This window comes from Bacillus sp. FSL K6-3458 (assembly GCF_038005045.1).
Taxonomy (GTDB): domain Bacteria; phylum Bacillota; class Bacilli; order Bacillales; family Bacillaceae; genus Bacillus; species Bacillus altitudinis.
This window is the reverse complement of the sequence record NZ_JBBOSI010000001.1, coordinates 1,315,123-1,334,846: the sequence shown is the minus strand read 5'-3', so window position 1 is coordinate 1,334,846 and position 19,724 is coordinate 1,315,123. Positions and strand designations below refer to the sequence as shown.

At 41.4% G+C, this 19,724-nt stretch carries 18 protein-coding genes, 1 pseudogene and 1 other annotated feature; of the genes and pseudogenes, 10 read left to right on the top strand and 9 right to left on the bottom strand.

The features are described from left to right. Positions 1–3: 3 nt before the first annotated feature. The gene (locus MHH23_RS06990; RefSeq protein ID WP_268417956.1) at positions 4–1,146 is read right to left on the bottom strand and encodes a cysteine desulfurase family protein; all 1,143 of its coding nucleotides are present in this window, start codon (positions 1,144–1,146) and stop codon (positions 4–6) included. A 186-nt stretch (positions 1,147–1,332) separates the two neighbouring features. Between MHH23_RS06990 and brnQ (MHH23_RS06985) the strand changes: the two genes are divergently transcribed. Both brnQ (MHH23_RS06985) and brnQ (MHH23_RS06980) read left to right on the top strand, forming a co-directional pair. Beyond that, positions 1,333–2,676: a branched-chain amino acid transport system II carrier protein gene (gene brnQ, locus MHH23_RS06985; protein ID WP_096881740.1), complete on the top strand. Its 1,344-nt coding sequence runs from the start codon at positions 1,333–1,335 to the stop codon at positions 2,674–2,676. 210 nt (positions 2,677–2,886) lie between these two features. Next, on the top strand, positions 2,887–4,230 hold the full coding sequence (gene brnQ / locus MHH23_RS06980; protein ID WP_024718689.1) for a branched-chain amino acid transport system II carrier protein: 1,344 nt from the start codon (positions 2,887–2,889) through the stop codon (positions 4,228–4,230). 40 nt (positions 4,231–4,270) lie between these two features. Here the strand turns inward: brnQ (MHH23_RS06980) and ezrA are convergent, their stop codons facing one another. Beyond that, positions 4,271–5,974 (bottom strand): septation ring formation regulator EzrA, encoded by a 1,704-nt coding sequence (gene ezrA, locus MHH23_RS06975; protein ID WP_259253256.1) that lies wholly within the window; start codon positions 5,972–5,974, stop codon positions 4,271–4,273. A 336-nt stretch (positions 5,975–6,310) separates the two neighbouring features. Between ezrA and hisJ the strand changes: the two genes are divergently transcribed. After that, positions 6,311–7,126 (top strand): histidinol-phosphatase HisJ, encoded by an 816-nt coding sequence (gene hisJ, locus MHH23_RS06970; protein ID WP_340959143.1) that lies wholly within the window; start codon positions 6,311–6,313, stop codon positions 7,124–7,126. Here the strand turns inward: hisJ and refZ are convergent. After that, on the bottom strand, positions 7,096–7,761 hold the full coding sequence (refZ, locus tag MHH23_RS06965; protein ID WP_008343081.1) for a forespore capture DNA-binding protein RefZ: 666 nt from the start codon (positions 7,759–7,761) through the stop codon (positions 7,096–7,098). The genes hisJ and refZ overlap by 31 nt on opposite strands. Before the next feature lie 126 nt (positions 7,762–7,887). Here refZ and MHH23_RS06960 point away from each other — a divergent pair, with 126 nt between their 5' ends. The 3 genes from MHH23_RS06960 (at position 7,888) to MHH23_RS06950 (ending at position 10,104) form a co-directional block, all read left to right on the top strand. Then, entirely contained in the window at positions 7,888–8,388 is a 501-nt protein-coding gene (locus MHH23_RS06960; protein WP_041092574.1) for a GAF domain-containing protein, read from the top strand. A gap of 309 nt (positions 8,389–8,697) precedes the next feature. Continuing rightward, positions 8,698–9,300 (top strand): 30S ribosomal protein S4, encoded by a 603-nt coding sequence (rpsD, locus tag MHH23_RS06955; protein WP_007501777.1) that lies wholly within the window; start codon positions 8,698–8,700, stop codon positions 9,298–9,300. A 243-nt stretch (positions 9,301–9,543) separates the two neighbouring features. Then, positions 9,544–10,104, top strand: coding sequence for a hypothetical protein (locus tag MHH23_RS06950; protein ID WP_178896954.1), 561 nt, complete (start codon positions 9,544–9,546; stop codon positions 10,102–10,104). 8 nt (positions 10,105–10,112) lie between these two features. On the opposite strand, the gene MHH23_RS06945 is transcribed toward MHH23_RS06950, so the two are convergent. From MHH23_RS06945 to MHH23_RS06935, 3 genes are all read right to left on the bottom strand, one after another. Next, positions 10,113–10,712 carry a cysteine hydrolase family protein gene (locus tag MHH23_RS06945; RefSeq protein ID WP_268431015.1) on the bottom strand — a complete coding sequence of 200 codons (600 nt, stop codon included), beginning with the start codon at positions 10,710–10,712 and terminating at the stop codon, positions 10,113–10,115. 49 nt (positions 10,713–10,761) lie between these two features. After that, positions 10,762–10,974 carry a hypothetical protein gene (locus MHH23_RS06940; protein WP_039170275.1) on the bottom strand — a complete coding sequence of 71 codons (213 nt, stop codon included), beginning with the start codon at positions 10,972–10,974 and terminating at the stop codon, positions 10,762–10,764. A 95-nt stretch (positions 10,975–11,069) separates the two neighbouring features. Further along, the gene (locus MHH23_RS06935; protein ID WP_412055217.1) at positions 11,070–11,711 is read right to left on the bottom strand and encodes an esterase/lipase family protein; all 642 of its coding nucleotides are present in this window, start codon (positions 11,709–11,711) and stop codon (positions 11,070–11,072) included. A 208-nt stretch (positions 11,712–11,919) separates the two neighbouring features. On the opposite strand from MHH23_RS06935, the pseudogene MHH23_RS06930 reads away from it, so the two are divergent. Next, positions 11,920–12,262, top strand: a pseudogene (locus MHH23_RS06930) (antibiotic biosynthesis monooxygenase family protein). A 124-nt stretch (positions 12,263–12,386) separates the two neighbouring features. Here MHH23_RS06930 and tyrS read toward each other — a convergent pair. Next, positions 12,387–13,655 carry a tyrosine--tRNA ligase gene (tyrS, locus tag MHH23_RS06925; RefSeq protein ID WP_072368447.1) on the bottom strand — a complete coding sequence of 423 codons (1,269 nt, stop codon included), beginning with the start codon at positions 13,653–13,655 and terminating at the stop codon, positions 12,387–12,389. A gap of 54 nt (positions 13,656–13,709) precedes the next feature. Beyond that, positions 13,710–13,946, bottom strand: a binding site (T-box leader). A gap of 59 nt (positions 13,947–14,005) precedes the next feature. After that, the gene (gene acsA / locus MHH23_RS06920) at positions 14,006–15,730 is read right to left on the bottom strand and encodes an acetate--CoA ligase (RefSeq protein ID WP_340959139.1); all 1,725 of its coding nucleotides are present in this window, start codon (positions 15,728–15,730) and stop codon (positions 14,006–14,008) included. 155 nt (positions 15,731–15,885) lie between these two features. Here acsA and MHH23_RS06915 point away from each other — a divergent pair, with 155 nt between their 5' ends. From MHH23_RS06915 to MHH23_RS06905, 3 genes are read left to right on the top strand one after another with little or no spacing between them, the layout of a single operon-like run. After that, a complete protein-coding gene (locus MHH23_RS06915) occupies positions 15,886–16,518 on the top strand; it encodes a GNAT family N-acetyltransferase (RefSeq protein ID WP_340959138.1) in 633 nt (210 codons plus the stop codon). Between the two features lie 38 nt (positions 16,519–16,556). Further along, entirely contained in the window at positions 16,557–17,198 is a 642-nt protein-coding gene (locus MHH23_RS06910; RefSeq protein WP_326242402.1) for a CBS and ACT domain-containing protein, read from the top strand. Next, positions 17,195–18,355 (top strand): acetoin utilization protein AcuC, encoded by a 1,161-nt coding sequence (locus tag MHH23_RS06905; RefSeq protein ID WP_340959137.1) that lies wholly within the window; start codon positions 17,195–17,197, stop codon positions 18,353–18,355. The genes MHH23_RS06910 and MHH23_RS06905 overlap by 4 nt, the downstream gene beginning before the upstream one ends. 42 nt (positions 18,356–18,397) lie before the next feature. Here the strand turns inward: MHH23_RS06905 and ccpA are convergent, their stop codons facing one another. Then, positions 18,398–19,399: a catabolite control protein A gene (gene ccpA, locus MHH23_RS06900; protein ID WP_160757444.1), complete on the bottom strand. Its 1,002-nt coding sequence runs from the start codon at positions 19,397–19,399 to the stop codon at positions 18,398–18,400. Positions 19,400–19,724: the final 325 nt, after the last annotated feature.

The window sequence follows — 19,724 nt, the reverse complement described above, 5'->3', positions numbered from 1 at the left end:
TTGTTATCTCATTCCCTTTAATTTTTTCACACTTTGTGCGATCGATGTGATGATTTGCGGCGCTAGCTCTGGTCCTTGTCCATATGTCAAACTGATTCTCATGCTGCTTTTGGCTGCTTCTTCTGATTTCCCCATCGCCAGCAGGACACGGCTTGGTTCCTTTTTCTTAGCAGAACAAGCAGACGTTGTCGAAACGTAAATGCCTTCTTTTTCAAGCATATGCAGAAGGACTTCGATTTGAATACCTGGCACTGAAAAATTCACAATGTGCGGTGCGCTATGCGTCAGCGGTGTGTTTATGACGACGCCTTCTATCTTTCCAAGCTGCTGCTCTAGCTCCGTTTTTAAAGCGATCATCTCATCATGATGCTTGTTTAAATGTTCAAATGATTGCTTTATGGCTTTTGCTAAGCTGACAGCTCCAGCAGGGTTCTCAGTCCCTGAGCGAAGGCCAAGTTCTTGCTCTCCTCCTGTGATAAAAGGTGCAAGTACGATCTCTTTCTTTAAAAAGAGGGCACCTGTTCCCTTCAGGCCGTGAATCTTGTGGCCTGACATCGTTAAAAGATCAATATCCATCTCTTTAGGCAGCGGAACCTTGCCAATTCCTTGTACGCCGTCAACATGAAAAATCGCCTCTTTGGCATACTTCCGAATGATGCTGGCCGCTTCCTCTATCGGCTGAATCGCGCCTGTTTCATTGTTTACATGCATGAGACTGACAAGCACTGTATCAGGGCGAAGCACTTCTTTTAAATGCGTCATATCTGCACGGCCATGCTCATTTACTTGAATATAGGAAATATCAAAGCCAAATAATGTTTTCAGCTGTTCAAACGATTCGATGACAGATGGATGCTCAATCGCTGTTGTGACAATATGTCTGCCTCGGTTCATCTTGGCAAGAGCAGCCCCTTTGATGGCAATGTTATTTGCTTCTGTTGCACCTGAAGTAAAAATAATCTCATATTGTGTAAAGCCTGTATAGTGAAGGATTTGTTTTCGCGTTTCACTTAATAGACGGCTCGCATCAATTCCAAGTTGATGCAGCGAAGACGGATTCCCAAAAAAACGCTCACTCACTTGCTGATGTACTTGTAAAACCTCTGGATAAGGCTTTGTTGTGGCACTATTATCAAGATAAATCATATCGGAACTCCTTCTCTTCTTGCATTTAAAGGACATGAATTTCATTCCTATTTTTTCAAAATAAAGCGGTATATTGACAACCAAATCAATTCACTATATCATGCATAGTGCCATAGTCATATTTCATTCTTAATTGACAGAATATTTAAACATGGCGGAAAAATAGAACTATAAGGGGGTCCTCTTATGAACAATAAGTTAAGTCAGTCAGACACATTAGCCATCGGCTTGATGTTGTTTGCACTCTTTTTCGGCGCGGGCAATATGATCTTTCCGCCTGTACTCGGACAATACGCAGGTGAAAATGTTTGGCTTGCAATTGGTGGTTTTTTACTAACAGGCGTTGGGTTGCCGCTCTTAGGTGTCATAGCTGTTGCCTTGACAGGAACAGGTGCCAAAGGACTTGCAGATAAAGCACATCCCACATTTGGTACGATTTTCACCGTCATTTTATATTTATCCATCGGGCCATTCTTTGCAATACCTCGTACAGGAACCGTTTCCTATGAAATCGGACTGGCGCCGTTCCTTTCAGAAGCTCAGTCTGATTCATGGATTCCATTATTCTTGTTTTCGATTGCCTTTTTCGGGATTACCTATGCCCTTGCGTTAAATCCATCGAAACTTGTTGATCGAATCGGTAAAATTTTAACACCAATTTTACTCGCTGTCATTGCTTTAATTGTGATAAAAGCGATTGCAACACCGATGGGCGGAATTGGCAGTCCTCATCCTTCCTATGAAACAAGCCCTCTGTTTACTGGCTTCTTAGAAGGCTATAAAACGATGGACGCTCTTGCTTCGATCGTTTTCGGGATTGTTGTGGTCACGGCTGTCAAAGAACGCGGCATTACAGAGCGTAAGTCACTTGCTGCAGCCTGTATTAAAGCTGGACTTGTGGCAGCTGTTGGACTAGCACTTGTGTATATATCTCTTGCTTATGTAGGCGCATCAAGCCCTAATGCAACGGGTATGGTCGGAGCAAATGATGGCGGGAAACTACTTTCCCTTGCCGCTAACTTTTTATTTGGCTCTGCTGGGAATATTGTGCTAGGAGCAGCTATTTTATTTGCTTGTTTAACAACAAGTATTGGTCTTGTTTCTTCCTGCGGAGAATATTTCTCTACGCTATTCCCAAGGCTTTCCTATCGAACGGTTGTCTTAATCGTTTCTTTGTTTAGTACATTTGTAGCGAACCTTGGTCTGGCACAAATCATTTCATTGTCTGTCCCAGTTCTTGTGGCTATTTATCCATTAGCTATTGTGATCATTCTATTATCATTTCTTGACCGATGGATTAATGGGAGGCGGATTATTTATATTGTTTCCCTCATTTTCACTGGTATCTTTGCCGTCATCGATGGACTTGTGGCTGCCAAAATTCCGCTTGGCGGGTTACCTAATTTGTTAAAAGCTACTGTCCCGTTATACAGTCTTGGAATCGGCTGGGCCATTCCTGCCGTTATTGGAGCCATAGTCGGTCTTCTCATCTCCATCTTCATGAGCCCGCCTAAACAGCTCGCTTCATAATCAAGCTTCAAACATCTCCTTCCAAAGATGAAGGGGATGTTTTTTTATTGTCCTCCATATACTAAAATAGAAAAAATCATGACTTTTGTACGAAAACACATGTTGACATCAGGCATACATCCTTTATAATTAGTGATTGTTAATGATGAACGGTTACCTAGCAACTAATTAACAGAATATTTCAACATAATAATGGAGGCTTTAAATGCAATGAAGGCAACTTTGTCGACGAAAGATACGGTTATCATAGGTTTTATGCTGTTTGCTCTATTCTTCGGCGCCGGTAATATGATTTATCCACCAGAGCTTGGGCAATATGCTGGGCAAAATGTGTGGAAAGCAATGGGCGGATTTTTATTAACAGGTGTCGGTTTACCTCTTCTAGGGATTATTGCAATCGCTTTGACAGGTCGAGATGCGAAAGGATTAGCTGATAAAGCTCACCCAGCTTTTGGAACAGCGTTTACCGTCATTTTATATTTATCTATCGGGCCACTTTTCGCTATTCCTCGTACAGGAACGGTTTCATATGAAATTGGCGCACTACCCTTTTTAGCTGGTGTACCAGCTTGGCTCTCACTTCTTTTATTTACACTGGCCTTTTTTGGTATTACGTATTATCTTGCACTAAATCCAACGAAAATTGTGGATCGTGTAGGGAAAGTGTTAACACCGATTAAATTTACGATCATTTTAATTATTATCGTCAAAGCCATTTTGACACCGATGGGCGTCATTGGCACACCTGATGTGTCCTATAGCAATGGATCATTTTTCAAAGGGTTTTTAGAAGGCTATAAAACCATGGACGCTCTTGCATCTATTGTGTTTGGAGTTGTTGTCATCAACGCCATTAAAGGACGTGGTGTAACAAGTAAAAAAGCACTCACATCTGCTTGTATCAAAGCAGGCCTCATTGCAGCTTGCGGATTAACATTTGTTTATCTATCACTTGCTTATTTAGGTGCTTCAAGTACACACGCCATTGGTTTTGTTGGAGATGGCAGTAAGATCTTGGCTCAGTCTTCGCAATTTCTTTTTGGCAGTTTAGGTAATATTGTGTTAGGCGCGGCGATTACGGTTGCCTGTTTAACCACAAGTATCGGTCTCGTGACATCGTGCGGAGAGTATTTCTCAAATTTATTACCTAAACTTTCTTATAAAATGGTCGTTACACTCGTCACATTATTCAGTTTTATCATTTCAAATTTTGGACTTGCTCATATTATCGCTTTTTCAGTACCTGTGTTAACTGCGATTTACCCGTTAGCGATTGTGATTATCGTCTTATCACTTGCTGACAAATGGCTTGGTCATAGAAGACCTGTGTATGTCCTTACTTTGATTTTAACTGGCTGCGTCAGTCTGTTTGACGGCTTAGCAGCGGCGAAACTGCCGATTGGTCCTGTGAAAGATCTCTTTCAAACGATCTTGCCGCTATATGACCTTGGCATTGGCTGGATTGTACCTGCCATACTCGGAATCGTAATTGGATTTGTTATCTCTCTATTCACTTCTTCTGCTTCAGAAGAACGCCAAAAGCAAGCTTCATAACATGGAAAAAGCTGAAGTCCTAAAATGGACTTCAGCTTTTTTATTGATGCTGATATTCTTTTTCTTGCTGAGTTAAAAGCTTCTGAACGGCTCCAGGTGATGCTTTTTCGACAGCTGCTGCTGCCACATCAAATGAATCGTTATAATCATAGGCATAAAATCTTCGTTCTGCCTCTTTTAATTGCTCTGAAAGAATGTGGTTTTGACTTCTAAACCGGTTGCCGTATTGTATAATCCGTTCAATTTGATCCACTTTACGAAGCATGTCATGTGTTTCATCAACGACATGTCTGACTGTTTCAGAGGCTTCTTTTAATTGCTGGTTCACTGCTGGCATATTCAGCGGCAAATTTTCTAGCTGCTCCTGCACTTGCTGAATCATCTCCTGCGCTTTTTCAGCACGGTCTTTGATGTCAGCAGGTACACCTGGAATGTTGCTTTTGTGCAGCTGGCGCACTGTATCTGTCAGCATGGTTTTAAGTTCAGCCAATGTTTCTCTTGCCTGTAATTCTTCTTTTCGTAACGATTGAAGGTGATCTTTAAACGCTTCATGAAGCGTTTTTGCATCCTCAATAAAGGTCTCAAGCTGATTGATTTCATCCATTAATAATGTGTATGCGACATGGTCACGATCAAGCTTCTCTCGTATTTGCTTCATGAGCTTTTCAATTTCTTCTAATCGTTTTTCGAAGGCTTTCTGCTGATCCAGCTCTCCCGCTGTCAGCTTGTAGCTTTCTTTCACAAGAGCCGTTTCTGCCTTAGTCTGCGTGTGGTCTTGTTCAAGTTTTTCAAATGCTTCGGTCAGCTCAGGCATTTTGCTCTTGATTTCCTGACCTGCTTCTACTTCTGCTTCTAACTGATCATACAGCGTCTGAATCGCATCATCAATCATTTGCAGAATGCTTGATGCTTCATCTAAGTTGAGTTCATCAATCAGCAGTTTCTCCGCCCGGGTCAGCTGTTTATTCAAGTTCTCCAGCTCTTTTGTGATCTGGATGTGCTCTAGCTTGTAGCCTTTGTCTGTCATTTCTTTATAACCGTCTTTCAGCTTCGTTAGCTGACCTGGCACCGTTTGTTTGCAGTCTGCGATGAGCTTCGGTACATCATTGATATATAATTGTAGCTGATCGAGTCTGCGGTCTTGCTCAAGCAAAATTTTCCTTGCTGTCATGTAGTTTCCGTTTTCTGTCTCTTCCTCGTACTGCTTAATCCCTTCCCAGGCCTCGTCCAAGTCCTGCTCCATTTTGTCATAAAGGGTGCCGTATAAATGGCTGTAAGCAAGTAGATTTTTTCGTACCGTTTGATATTGCTCTTTGACCTTCTCGATGTCTTTTCGGTTTTGCTCTTCACTTGTGACAAGGTCTGCAATCTCTTTTAAAATGTCTTCGATGTTTGAATCAGCAGCGGTGAGCAGATCTCCTATATGTGCAAGAACTTGCTTCGCTTTGGAGAATCGATATTTATCAGAATACTCCTCTGCATCATATAATAGCTCCTCTACCTTTGGAAGATGGGCTGTGACGATATCGTCCCACTCTGCACGCCATCTTTCAAAAAACTGCTCTGTTTCTCCGGTCATTTTTAAATGTTTGATTTTTGAAATTTCTTCTACAATTGATCTGTTTAAAATTTCAATTTTCCATGCTTCCAATCGGTCAATCTCTTTATATATATTTTTTCTGAGGAAATAACCGACTGAAAACAAAGCAAGCAAAATGACAATTAAACCGATGATAAACTCCATAATGAGCCCCCTTGTTGTGATCTAAGTGATGTCAGGGTAGTGTCCCGAGTAGACCTGAGAACCCTTTCGTGTCCGCTTTGCATTTGTTTTTTATAAGCAGGATTGTATTTTTCCCAATACGATCCATTCACGGTTTTATGTATGTTTTTTCAAGAAAGTCATTCAGGCTTTCTATCATTTGATCACATGTGTTGATGTGACCTGTTTTTATGTATGCGGAAGCTGTCGTTTTCATTGTTATTATGATACCATGTAACCAGCATTTTTGGTCATGATTTTTCATTATTTTCGCTGATAAACATGACGTTTTTCAAAATATCGACAAGAGGTGACGACATGTTGAAACAAGATGCACATTTACATACGCCATTTTGCCCGCACGGTACGCTTGATCCTTTTCATTCTTATATTGAAAAAGCAATGAAAAAGGGATTTGATTCCATCACCTTTACCGAGCATGCCCCGCTGCCTCCTTCGTTTCGAGATCCAACGCCTGAGCAGGATAGCGCCATGAAGCTTCGAGACCTGGAAGCCTATTTGACGAAGCTGGATCAGCTGAAACAGGAATACAAAGGACAGTTAATAGTAAAAACTGGGCTTGAGGTCGACTATATCAAAGAGTATGAAGAGGAAACAAGTGCCTTTTTAGACTGCTACGGTCCTGAACTAGACGATAGCATTTTATCTGTTCACTTTCTTCCTGCTGGCAATGATTATATTTGTCTTGATTTTGATGAGCACGCCTTCAAGCAGCTGATCAGCATCTATGGCAGCACCGAACACGTCTATCAAAGCTACTATGACCAAATTCATTCTTCTATTCTATCATCTTTAGGTCCATATAAGCCAAAGAGAATCGGTCATATCACCCTTGTCCAGAAATTCAAACAACTTTTCCCATACGAAATGTCGCCAGAACTATGTCAAAGGGTCACCCTTTGTCTTGAAGAAACGGCAAAAAAAGGCATGTCCTTAGATTTTAATACATCAGGTCTTCGTAAAACATATGCCAGAAGTATCTATTTAGATCCATGGATGATTGATCTTGCAAAACAGAAAAAAATTCCGCTCATATTCGGGTCTGATGCCCATCAAGCGGAAGATCTCGGGTTTGCGTATGATCAATTTGAAGACATCATGAGTTTCAGGTGAGGATCAAGTGCGGGTTCGTTTGGTTCTAACAGGTGATGAAGCGACCGGCTCAGTTCCTTATAGTACGTTTGATAAAAGTAAGGCTCGTTTGGGTTGATATAAAGCACCTCTGTTAAATATTGCGGCTGTAAATATGGCATCATCAGAAGTGATTTTAGCTGGATCATAAATGATGAGAGTGACAGCTGCTTACAAATCACATGGGTGCTTTTTCCTTTTTCAATGATGAGCTGAAACAAGTATTTTTCCTTTGTTAAATAGGTGGACATGATTTCCCTGATCAGCGTTGAATCAATGGTCACCTCTCGATAAACGAAACGGGTTAATTGACGATTTTCATGCTGATAAGATAAAATATCAAAAACCACATGAAGTAAACATTCTTTTGCATGACGGGTTTCCATGTGCTGGATGTGCGATTCAATCATCTGAATATAGCCTTCATAAAAATCGGATACGAGCTGCTCGAGCAGCCCTCCTTTTCCTTGAAAGTAATAAGATATATGGGCAACGTTGACGTTTGCTTCCTTTGCAATCTCACGGACAGAGGTTCCAGAAAATCCTTTTTGGTTAAAAAGTCTGATGGCAGCTTCAATAATACGGTCTTTTGTTTGCACGGTTGTTGATGTTTTCATCCGCTCACCCCTCTTCATGTGTACATACTTCAAGGTGAAGGCAGAAGTTCCTTTAATCATTGCTCGACAAATCCCACATGCGAAGCGCAAGTTATGTATTTTTGAGATAGAAAGTAGGAGATTTTCATGTTTCATGTCGAAAAACAGTCTGGTGATCCATCGAAAGACTATCAATTACTCATCAAGCAAGTAGAAGCGATTACGGATGGTGAACCTGATCTCATTGCCAACCTAGCCAATGCTGCGGCGCTGCTTTATCACTCGCTTCCTGAAGTCAATTGGGCAGGATTTTATTTAGCAAAAGGCGGAGAGCTTGTGCTTGGTCCATTCAACGGACTGCCCGCATGTGTACGCATTCCTTCTGGAAAAGGGGTTTGCGGTACAGCTTTTGCGACAGGTGATGTACAGCGTATCGCTGATGTCCATGCATTCCCTGGTCATATTGCATGTGATGCAGCATCGCAATCTGAAATTGTGATCCCACTTAAAGTAAATGGACAAATCATTGGGGTACTCGATATTGACAGTCCAGTGAAAGATCGTTTCAATGAAGTGGATGAAACGTACTTAGTTCAATTTACAGAGGTTCTCCAAAATGCGTTATCAGCCTCTACTGATGCGTCATGATGCGTGAAAAGCAGACAATATGTCTGCTTTTTTGTTTTGCTTTCTTCCCGGATGAATGCGACCACGTTTGACATTCTCCTCTTTAAATAGGTTGACTTCTCCTATCTGGCGTCATATAATAGATTTTGTGTGAAATATGGCAGCCTTTTTGTTCGGCTTTTTTGTATCATTTTGTTCCTTCTATATGGAGGTGCATCTTGTAACTCCCTGCTGCTGGAGCGAGGATGCATGAAAACATAATGACGGAAAAGACAAAGAACAGACGGTTTTTATTTTTCACAAATAAAAACAATAAGGAGGAGTCACATTATGGCTCGCTATACAGGTCCAAGTTGGAAGATTTCCCGCCGTTTAGGCATTTCATTAAGCGGAACAGGTAAGGAACTTGAAAAACGCCCTTACGCTCCAGGCCCACATGGTCCAGGACAACGCAAAAAACTATCTGAATACGGTTTACAATTACAAGAGAAGCAAAAGCTTCGTCACATGTACGGTGTCAACGAACGTCAATTCCGTACACTATTTGACAGAGCTGCTAAACTTCCTGGTAAACAAGGTGAAAACTTCATGATCCTTCTTGAAACTCGCCTTGACAACCTAGTATACCGTCTTGGCCTTGCTCGTACGCGCCGCCAAGCTCGTCAGCTAGTAAACCATGGTCACATCCTTGTTGATGGAAGCCGTGTAGACATCCCATCTTTCTCTGTGAAACCAGGTCAAACGATTGCTCTTCGTGAGAAATCTCAAAACCTTGCAGTTGTGAAAGAATCAGTTGAAGTGAACAACTTCGTACCTGAATACCTTACTTTCGATGCTGAAAAGCTTGAAGGAACTTTCACTCGTCTTCCAGAGCGTTCTGAATTAGCGCCTGAAATCAGCGAACAACTAATCGTTGAGTTCTACTCTCGTTAATTTCATGACTCTCTCAGAGAGTGATCAAACAAACCCTAGAGACCTTGATTGTTCAAGGATTTCTAGGGTTTTTTGTTTGGTCTTTTGTATGATACTCTCTAGCTACAAATAACTTATTTGCACACAAGAAAATTAGAACACCGATTACTCTTTACTCTTTTTTGTTTTCCTCTTACAATTACATTTAATGGATAACTCACAACTTAAGACAATACTGTAAGGAACGTTAAGGAGGAAGGCAATTTGTCGATTATTTCATTTATGTTAGCACTTATACTCATTTCAATTATTATCTATACGATTTTGAGAAAGACAAAAGTTGTCGATGAAGCGCCTGGAGCTATCGCTGAAATTCTCCTCATTTTACTCATCTTTATTTCGATTAGTTTTGTCATCATCATTCCAAGTTCTGTACTTTATGTTGTTTCATTAGGAGTGAATTTTCTTTTTGGAGAATATATTACCTATGCATCCTTTCTTTCATTATTGACCTTCTGTCTATTCGTCAGTGGGATTGTTCTTTTTTGGTCGATCTTTTTAGTATTCATTGGTAAAGGAATTTCCTCTTTGCTAAGATTTCCTCAATGGTTCACGTTTATCTTTGAATTTTTACTCTCATGGATCGTTGTGCATTTCTCAATTAAGTTTGTACTTAATATGAACATAGTCAATGTCTCCATTTGGGAGCACGGCACACTCATTTTATCTTTCTTTGTCAGCTTCTTATTTATTGGAATTGATCTCATCTACTCAAGTATTGAACAACGAAAACAGCCGCTGGATGAACAAGCAAAAAGCTCCTAGAAATGATTCTAGGAGCTTTCGCTTGCCCAATTTGTGATCAGCTGCTCTGTTGTCAGGACAGTCGCAAATTCGTCATGCAGTGTTGCAAGTGAAAGGCGATGGATCGTTTCTGGATCATAATATGTACCGGTTTGATCTGTTAAACCAAAGGCGGCTGTTGCATCTGACATGAGGTATGTATCAAAGCCTAGGTTTCCACTCATTCTTGTTGTTGTAGATACGCAGTGCGGTGTTGTGAGTCCAGCAATCACAACAGTGTCGATCTCGTTTGATCTTAGTTGTTCCTCTAAGTTTGTACCTATAAAGCTGCTGTTGACTTTCTTTTGTATGACCGTTTCTTCATCTAGCGGTTTGGCGATCTCTTTGAAGGAGTGCCCTTCATTTGCTGGATGAAATAAGGAGTGCGGCTGATCCGATGTATGCTGAATATGAATGACTGTCCATCCTTTTTCTCTCCAAAACGTCAATAGACGACTGATATTCTTCTCTGCATCTAGGTTATTCCGTTCTCCCCATTTTTCGTGCTCGAATGCTTTCTGTACATCGACCATAATCAAAGCCTTTTGATGTTGTTGCACAAATACCCACCTCCGAAGATTCTCGTTCATTATATGTAGTGTAAGGAATGGCGGTTGATTTGTACATGTTTTTATTTGGCTATGTACGATGTTTTGTCTGTTTTTGCAGTAAAAAGACAAACCACACACTGGCTATTAAGTAATAGATACCAATGATGGATGTACAATTAGATATGACTTCTGCCCATTGCACTGATTTGACGATTGCCATCCAGATCATATAGATGATCAGAAATGAACATGGGAAATAGAGAAAGTAGCCCAAGAAAGCATATTTGAGTTTTTGCGTCATCTTTTATCCTCCTAAAAATCTTCTTCAACACCTAGCAGCTCCCATATAACCATGACATCAAAAAAGACAGCACAAATCGCTGTCTTTTTGATTTTTTAATTCGTATTCTGTCCTCCGCCATTCAATCCTTCTTTCACATAGCCTTTGACTTGGCTTGAGGTTAATAGACCGATATGTCCAACGCCGTGGATGAGGACGTTTCTTGCGCCAATTAAGCGAGAGAGGCTGTTGACGACGATGAGATCGGCTGAGCTATAGACAGAAGTGTAAAGAATTTTTTGATTTGGATCGGTGCCTGGTAATGCTCTGAGTGAAACGAGTCCGTTTGCTCCACCAAGTGTGACGACGTTTTCAATTTTATCTCCCCCGTCTAGGTTCTTAATATAGTATAACGTGTTCGCACCGCCCATACTATGAGCCACAATATCTACTTTTTTGGCGCCCGTTTTGGCTAGTACATCTTTGACGAATCTAGAGAGCCTCGGGCCATTGTTCAGGTTATTACCTGTTTTGTCTATGAAATCGATTGCAAAAAGTTGGTTTTGATCCCATCCCTGTGATACCAAGTATCGTTTGATCGAAGCAAAGTTATAAGACGCACCACCCATGCCGTGTACCATTACAACCGGATTATGCTCAGCCGCTTTGGCCTCTTTCGGCTGGATGAAGGCTATTGAACCTAGCACTAAGGCAAAGGCAACAAGAATTTGCAAACTCTTTTTCTTAAATCGAATCACTTTCATTCCCCCTTATTCATCTTATTCGACTCTATTTTATACAAGAAAAATATGTCAGAAAAGTGAACAAGGTAATGTTTATGAGATGATTTTACAGAAATATAAATAATCATAAAGCACCTTGGACTTTTTTAAATTAAAACAAAAAGACTACGAGCCCCTCTATCTTTCATATATAATGTGAATAGACAAAAGGAGGTTCTGCTAGATGCTGTTTACTCAAACACCTGCACTACCCTATTATGCGGTGATTTTCACATCAAAACGAACAAATGTCGAGCAGAAAGAATACGCCGTGGCTGCTCAAAAAATGGAAGAATTAGCGAAAGAACTAGACGGGTTTCTTGGAATAGAAAGTGTACGAGATGAACATGGTGTTGGAATCACTGTCTCTTACTGGGATTCATTAGCAGCCATCAAAGAATGGAAAGCACATACAGCACATCAGCGTGTTCAAAAAAAAAGGAAAAAAAGATTGGTATGAATCCTATACAACCCGAATTTGTAAGGTAGAACATGCTTATACAAACGAAAATTCACTCCTTGAATAAGAAACAGACAAATGAGAGAAAACCGCTCTGTAAAAGCTTAATTCCTACTTCTGAATAAAAAAAGCACCTCAATGTATATGAACATTTGAGGTGCTTTTCATGATACTTACTGTTTCATAAGGATTTATTTATACGTCACAAGGAAATATTTCTTTTTCCCTCTTCTTAAGACGGTAAATTGGTTTTCAATTCTATCTTCAGCTGAAAGGACGTAGTCTTTGTCGGTTTGTCTCTCTCCGTTGATGGAAACTGCGCCATTCGTGATATCTTCACGTGCTTGGCGTTTTGATGGAGACAGTTTTGATTCGACAAGAACATCAACCAGTGTTAATTCTTCTGCACTGTCTTTCTCCATTGATGGCACATCTTTAAAGCCTACTTTCACTTCTTCTGCTGTAAGAGATTTAATCTCACCTTTAAATAGCGCATTTGAGATGTTGACAGCCTGTTCTAGTGATTCACGGCCATGCACAAGTGTTGTGACTTCTTCTGCCAAACGGCGCTGTGCTTCACGCTTTTCAGGAGCTGTTTGCACTTTTTCTTCATACGATGCGATCTCTTCTTTTGATAGGAACGTAAAGTATTTTAAGTATTTCACGACATCACGGTCATCTGTGTTGATCCAGAATTGGTAGAATTCATATGGTGATGTTTTTTCTTTATCTAACCAGATGGCACCGCCTTCTGTTTTACCAAACTTCGTGCCATCTGCTTTTGTCACAAGCGGCATTGTGAGACCGAATGCTTTTGCGCCTTCTGCTTCAGACTTACGGATCAACTCAAGTCCAGATGTGATATTTCCCCACTGGTCACTTCCGCCGATTTGCAGCTTACAGTTTTCATTTCTGTAAAGGTTCAAGAAGTCTAACGATTGCAGAATCACGTAGCTGAATTCTGTGTACGAAATCCCTGTTTCAATACGGGAGCTGACGATATCTTTTGCGAGCATGAAGTTCACACCGAAGTTCTTCCCAATATCACGAAGGAAAGTGATCACATTCATTTGGCTGATCCAGTCGTAGTTATTCACGATAACGGCTGGATTCTCGCCTGCTTCAAAATCAAGGAATTGAGAGAGCTGGCCTTTGATTTTCTCTGACCACTGTTCGACGATTTCTGCTGGGTTTAGTGAACGTTCTGCTTTTTTGAAACTTGGGTCACCAATCAGTCCAGTTGCGCCACCAACAAGTGCAATCGGATGATGGCCTGCTTCTTGGAATCTGCGCAATGTTAAAATTGGCAGTAAGTGACCAATGTGCAAGCTGTCAGCTGTTGGATCAAAGCCGGAGTATAGCTTGATTTTTTCTTCTGCTAATAATTTTGTTAAACCTTCTTCATCTGTTTGTTGCTGAATTAATCCTCTGAACGATAATTCTTCCATCAATTGACTCATATCCAAATCTCCTTTTTTTACAATTCAACATAAAAAAACGCCCCTTCGAATGAACGAAGGGACGATATATATCGCGGTACCACCCTGCTTAAAAGACAAAACACACGTCTTTTCACTTACACTGATAACGGACAGATCCGTTCTTTCACTAATCAGGCAACATGCATGCTCCTTTTCGTAAAAGCGGTTCGTGAGGGTAATTCGAATATCTCTTTGTACTGACTCGCACCAGCCGTCAGCTCTCTTGGACAGGGAAAGATGATTCTACTGAATCTCAGTCAAAACCTTTTCATATTCAACTAAAGTCATTTTTAACATACTTTTGATATCAAGTCAACTGACGGAAGCGATTAATCTTCCATTGTCGAGAGATCGCCAGCAGGTAAATTCAGTTCCCACGCTTTTAGCACACGTCTCATAATTTTACCGCTTCGTGTTTTTGGCAGTTTGTCTTTAAACTCAATTTCTCTCGGTGCTGCATGTGCAGCGAGTCCTTTTTTCACAAACGTGCGAATCTCTTCTTTCAGCTCATCTGTCGGTTCGTATCCGCTTCTAAGCGCTATAAATGCTTTGATAATTTCACCGCGCACAGGATCTGGTTTTCCGATGACACCAGCCTCTGCAATGGCCGGATGTTCCACCAGTTTACTTTCTACCTCAAATGGACCGACCCGCTCTCCTGACGTCATAATGACATCGTCGACACGTCCCTGGAACCAGAAGTATCCATCTTCATCCATATAAGCTGAATCTCCTGAAACATACCAATCTCCCGGCATAAAGTAAGATTCATATTTTTCAGGATTGTTCCAGATCGTATGCATCATAGACGGCCAGCCCTTTTTGATGGCAAGGTTCCCCATCCGGTATGGCGGAAGTTCATTTCCGGCATTATCTACAATCGCAGCTTCAACGCCTGGAATTGGTTTCCCCATCGAACCTGGTTTGATATCCATGCATGGATAGTTACAAATCAGTTGTGCACCTGTTTCTGTCATCCACCAAGTGTCATGAATTCGTTTACCAAATACAGCGTCTCCCCAGCGGATCACTTCTGGATTAAGTGGCTCTCCTACACTTAACACATGACGGAGTGAGCTGAGATCATATTTTTGAATGAGATCGTCTCCGGCTCCCATCAGCATTCTGAAGGCTGTCGGTGCACTGTACCAAACGGTCACACCAAGCGATTCGATGGTTTCGTACCACGTATCAGGATTGAACCTGCCGCCTAAAATGACATTCGTCGCTCCATTCAACCACGGAGAAAAAATACCGTACACCGTCCCTGTTACCCAGCCTGGATCAGCTGTGCACCAGTAGACATCTTCTTCTTTCAAATCAAGTACCCATTTACCCGTCTGGCCTTGCTGCACCATTGCGCCATGAACATGGAGCACACCTTTTGGCGTACCAGTGGACCCTGACGTGTAATGAAGCAGGTATCCATCTTTTTCATCCATCCACTCGATTTCAAGTTCCTTCGCTGCCTGTTCAAATGCTTCTTCAAAGTGAATCGTCCGCACACCACCTGCATCCTCTTTTTCACCACCGACAATGATGACGGATTCAAGCTTTGGAAGTTCTGCAAATGGAACCCGCTCAAGCAGATCAGGCGTTGTCACAATCACTTTTGCCTCACTATTTTCTAAACGATCTTTGACGGCACCTTCCATAAATGCCTCAAATAACGGACCGACGATCGCACCAATTTTGACAGCACCAAGCAGTAGAAAATAGAGCTCAGGTGATCTTGGCATAAAGATAAACACGCGATCCCCTTTTTGCACATGTGCCTGTTCTCTTAATAGATTTCCTGCTTTGTTTGTCTTGATTTTCATATCCCTGAACGTATACTTTTCATCCCGCTGTGAATCTTTGTAGTGAAGCGCCACCTTGTTTTTACGAAACGAGTCCGCATGTCTGTCAATCGCTTCATAAGCTGCATTTACTTTTCCTGTTTCATACCAAGAGAAATTTTTTCTCGCTTCCTCCCATGAAAATTCTTTGTATGCTTGCTCATAATCATTTAAATGATAGTCCCCTTTTACTGATGGTAGCGTTTCCACTTTCATCAAACAGTCCCCCTTTGCATACGTTTACAATGACCATTATAGTATAGATGACTTTTTTTCTCAATTTTTAAAAAACTTCTAATGAAACCGTTTTAATTATTGTCAGATTTAAGATAAAATAGAGACGACTCACTAGAATTTGAGGCGGTGGATACGTGGAGCATCCTAAAACTTATTATTCAAAAACAATTACGAGAGAAGCAGGCACCATCCTGATTGAAGGCCCGGTACCTGCATCAGAGCTGGCGAAATATAGTTTTCATGAAGGACTAACAGCATTTCGCACGCCTGAGGAACAGAAACAAGCACTTGTTGAAATAGCAGATCTTCCTGAAGGGCGTATTATCATTGCTAGGGTGGATGAGCTTGTCGTAGGCTATGTCACGTATTTGTACCCTGATCCGCTTGAACGCTGGTCAGAAGGCAACATGGACAATTTAATTGAGCTCGGTGCCATTGAAGTCGCTCCTCCATTCAGAGGCTGCTCACTTGGCAAGCATTTACTGGATGTGAGCATGATGGATGAGCAAATGGAGAATTACATTATCATTACAACTGAATATTACTGGCATTGGGATTTAAAGGGGACAAAGAAAAACGTGTGGGAGTACCGCAAAATGATGGAGAAAATGATGAACGCCGGCGGTCTTGTCTGGTTTGCAACAGACGAGCCAGAGATTAGCTCACATCCAGCCAATTGTTTAATGGCCAGAATTGGGAAACATGTGAGTCCTGATTCGATCGAGCGTTTCGATCGTCTTCGCTTCCATCAGCGCTTTATGTATTAACGTTCAATTCGTTTTTTTGGCAAAGGGGATTGGTAAACATGATGATTGAACAAATTATGGAGCGTGATGTGATCACGCTGCGCAAAACCGATACGATTGAAGAAGCCATTCAAAAAATGAGTGCACATCACATTCGGCATATTCCTATCGTATCTGAGCAGGGATCTGTCATTGGGATGGTGACAGATCGGGATATTAAAAATGCCAGTCCAAGTATTTTTGAAACAGAGAAAAGGCAGCTTTTTATTCAGCGACCGGTTGAAGACATCATGGTGCTAGAGACGATTACCGCTCATCCGCTTGATTTCGTTGAGGAGATTTCAAGTGTCTTTTTTGAACACGGAATTGGCTGTCTTCCCGTTGTGAGACGTGGCAAGCTTGTAGGGATCATCACAAAAACAGATTTACTTCGTACGTTTGTAAGACTAACAGGTGCAGATCAGCCTGGATCACATTTAGAGGTTGAAGTAGCGCAAGTGACAGAGGGTCTTGCAGACATTACGTCCATTTTAAAAGAGCAGCATATTCAAATGCTGAGTGTACTCGTGTACCCACATGCCAATGAAGCCTCTAAAGTGCTCGTCTTCCGCCTTCAAACGATGCATGCAGATCATGTGATGAAGCTGATTCGTACAAAAGGCTATAAAGTGCTCTGGCCTATGGAGCAGACGATCAAATGAAGGAAGCGACCTTTGTTTTTTCACCATCTTTTCAAACGTACCAGTTTCACCAAGATCATCCCTTCAATCAGCTTCGCGTCTACTTAACTTATGATCTTCTTCAAAAAATGAAGGCATTAACGGATGATGAGATTGTCGCACCTCGTATGGCGACGCTGGAGGAGTTAAAGCTTGTCCATACAGCAGACTACATTCAAGCAGTACAGCGGGCAAGTGAAGGAAAACTGTCCACCGCAGAGGGGGAACGTTATGGTCTTGGCACTGAGGATACCCCGATGTTTGCAGGGATGCATGAGGCAGCTTCTCTCCTAGTTGGTGGGACATTAACAGCGGTTGATCAAGTGATGCTTGGGCATTCGCAGCATGCGCTCAATCTTGGCGGCGGGCTTCACCATGGATTTAAAGGGCGTGCTTCTGGCTTTTGTATTTATAATGACAGCTCTGTGGCCATTCAGTATATTCAAAAGACATATGGCGCTAGAATTTTATATATTGATACAGATGCTCATCATGGCGATGGTGTACAGTTTAGCTTCTATGATGATCCAGAGGTATGTACTGTTTCCATTCATGAAACAGGGCGCTATTTGTTCCCTGGAACTGGACAAGTACAGGAAAGGGGTCATGATAAAGGCTATGGCTATGCATATAATATCCCGCTTGACGCATTTACAGAAGACGAATCATTTTTAGAAGCCTATCGAACAGCAGTGACAGAAATTGCTGCTTTTTTTAAACCAGATGTCATTTTGACGCAAAATGGAGCAGATGCCCACTATTATGACCCTTTGACGCATTTATCTGCTACCATGAAAATATATGAGGAAATTCCTAGAATTGCCCATGAGCTGGCGCATCAATATTGTAATGGAAAATGGATCGCTGTGGGCGGAGGCGGCTATGATATTTGGCGTGTCGTCCCAAGAGCATGGAGCCGCATTTGGCTTGAGATGAAAGGCATCACACCACCAGATGTGCTTCCTCAGGAATGGATTCGGGCATGGGAAAAACAATCGCCTGTTCCGCTTCCATCCACATGGCTAGATCCTGACGATTTATATCCACCGATTCCAAGAAGAGCAGAAATTACAGAAAAAAATGTACAAACGGTAGAAAAAGCACTCATGCCTGTTCGACGAGAAAAGAAAAAGGCATAAAAAAAGCAGGCGTCCACTGATCAAGTGAGCCTGCTTTCTTTTTTATTTCGTCGATTGTCTTTCTTCGATTCTATGTGGCAATTCAACAATTTGATCTTCTACTTGTTCTTTGTTCATGAGCTTTGTCAAAAGTCTCATCGCAACAGCGCCAATATCGTAAGTCGGCTGAACAACTGTTGTCAATTGAGGGCGTACCATGAGGGATAGTCTTGTGTTATCAAAACCAATCACTTCTAAATCTTCAGGAATTGATACGCCTCTGTCCTGAGCTCCATGAATGACACCTAGCGCCATTTCGTCAGTAGCTGCAATCACAGCCGTCGGCTTGTCAGATTGAGCAAGCAGATTAGCGAGCGCTTCAATACCAGAGTCATATGAGTAGTCTCCTTCAGCAACAAGCGCTTCGTCAAACGCGATACCAGCTTCTTCAAGCGCACGCTTATAACCAGCAAGCTTTCTCATAGAGTTAATTGGTTCTGACATTGGTCCAGATACAAACGCAATTCGTTTATGTCCTTTTTCAACTAATAGCTGAACTGAATCATAAATGGCTTGTTCATAGTTAATGTTGACTGATGGTGTTTGTGCCTGCTCTTCAACAGATGCTGCAAGTACAATGGGTACAGGAGAGCGCTTAAATTCTTCCACATGCACATCTGTAATGTTTCCGCCCATAAAAACGATTCCATCTACTTGTTTGCCAAGCATTGTGTTTAACAAATGAAGTTCTTTATCAGTATTTTGGTCTGAGTTGCTCAAAATAATGTTGTACTTGTACATCGTCGCAATATCTTCAATTCCTCGTGCAAGCTCTGAATAGAAGATACTCGAAATATCAGGGATGATAACCCCAACTGTTGTGGTCTTTTTACTTGCAAGGCCTCGTGCGACTGCGTTCGGACGGTAGCCGAGACGATCAATTGCTTCAAGCACCTTTTTTCTTGTTGTTGGTTTTACGTTTGGATTACCATTAACAACGCGTGATACCGTTGCCATACTTACGTTTGCTTCTCTTGCTACATCATATATTGTAACATTATTCACATAAATCACTCCTTCAAATACACTTCATATCTATAGCATTCACCAATTGGATAGAGACATGTCAGATACGAGGAAAATAATATCCTATTTGTCATTAAAACGATGAAAAGAGACACATAATTTTTCAATCTACATCAAAATGACATTCTTTTATGAAATTATACACGTTTTTTCTTCATATGAAAACGTTCCCTTTCTTTTTATAACTAAATTAAACAAACTTTAATGAGCTTGTTACCTGTAAATTGAATCATATTTCACCAAAAATCGTTGCGAACGTCAGCTATGACAATGATCTTAGCAGATTCTATCGAATTTTAAAAAT

Bases quoted from the DNA above. Each gene is read 5' to 3' on its own strand.
- MHH23_RS06990 (WP_268417956.1), bottom strand. From the start codon at position 1,146: ATGATTTATCTTGATAATAGTGCCACAACAAAGCCTTATCCAGAGGTT.
- brnQ (WP_096881740.1), top strand. From the start codon at position 1,333: ATGAACAATAAGTTAAGTCAGTCAGACACATTAGCCATCGGCTTGATG.
- brnQ (WP_024718689.1), top strand. From the start codon at position 2,887: ATGAAGGCAACTTTGTCGACGAAAGATACGGTTATCATAGGTTTTATG.
- ezrA (WP_259253256.1), bottom strand. From the start codon at position 5,974: ATGGAGTTTATCATCGGTTTAATTGTCATTTTGCTTGCTTTGTTTTCA.
- hisJ (WP_340959143.1), top strand. From the start codon at position 6,311: ATGTTGAAACAAGATGCACATTTACATACGCCATTTTGCCCGCACGGT.
- refZ (WP_008343081.1), bottom strand. From the start codon at position 7,761: ATGAAAACATCAACAACCGTGCAAACAAAAGACCGTATTATTGAAGCT.
- MHH23_RS06960 (WP_041092574.1), top strand. From the start codon at position 7,888: ATGTTTCATGTCGAAAAACAGTCTGGTGATCCATCGAAAGACTATCAA.
- rpsD (WP_007501777.1), top strand. From the start codon at position 8,698: ATGGCTCGCTATACAGGTCCAAGTTGGAAGATTTCCCGCCGTTTAGGC.
- MHH23_RS06945 (WP_268431015.1), bottom strand. From the start codon at position 10,712: ATGAACGAGAATCTTCGGAGGTGGGTATTTGTGCAACAACATCAAAAG.
- MHH23_RS06940 (WP_039170275.1), bottom strand. From the start codon at position 10,974: ATGACGCAAAAACTCAAATATGCTTTCTTGGGCTACTTTCTCTATTTC.
- tyrS (WP_072368447.1), bottom strand. From the start codon at position 13,655: ATGAGTCAATTGATGGAAGAATTATCGTTCAGAGGATTAATTCAGCAA.
- acsA (WP_340959139.1), bottom strand. From the start codon at position 15,730: ATGAAAGTGGAAACGCTACCATCAGTAAAAGGGGACTATCATTTAAAT.
- MHH23_RS06910 (WP_326242402.1), top strand. From the start codon at position 16,557: ATGATGATTGAACAAATTATGGAGCGTGATGTGATCACGCTGCGCAAA.
- MHH23_RS06905 (WP_340959137.1), top strand. From the start codon at position 17,195: ATGAAGGAAGCGACCTTTGTTTTTTCACCATCTTTTCAAACGTACCAG.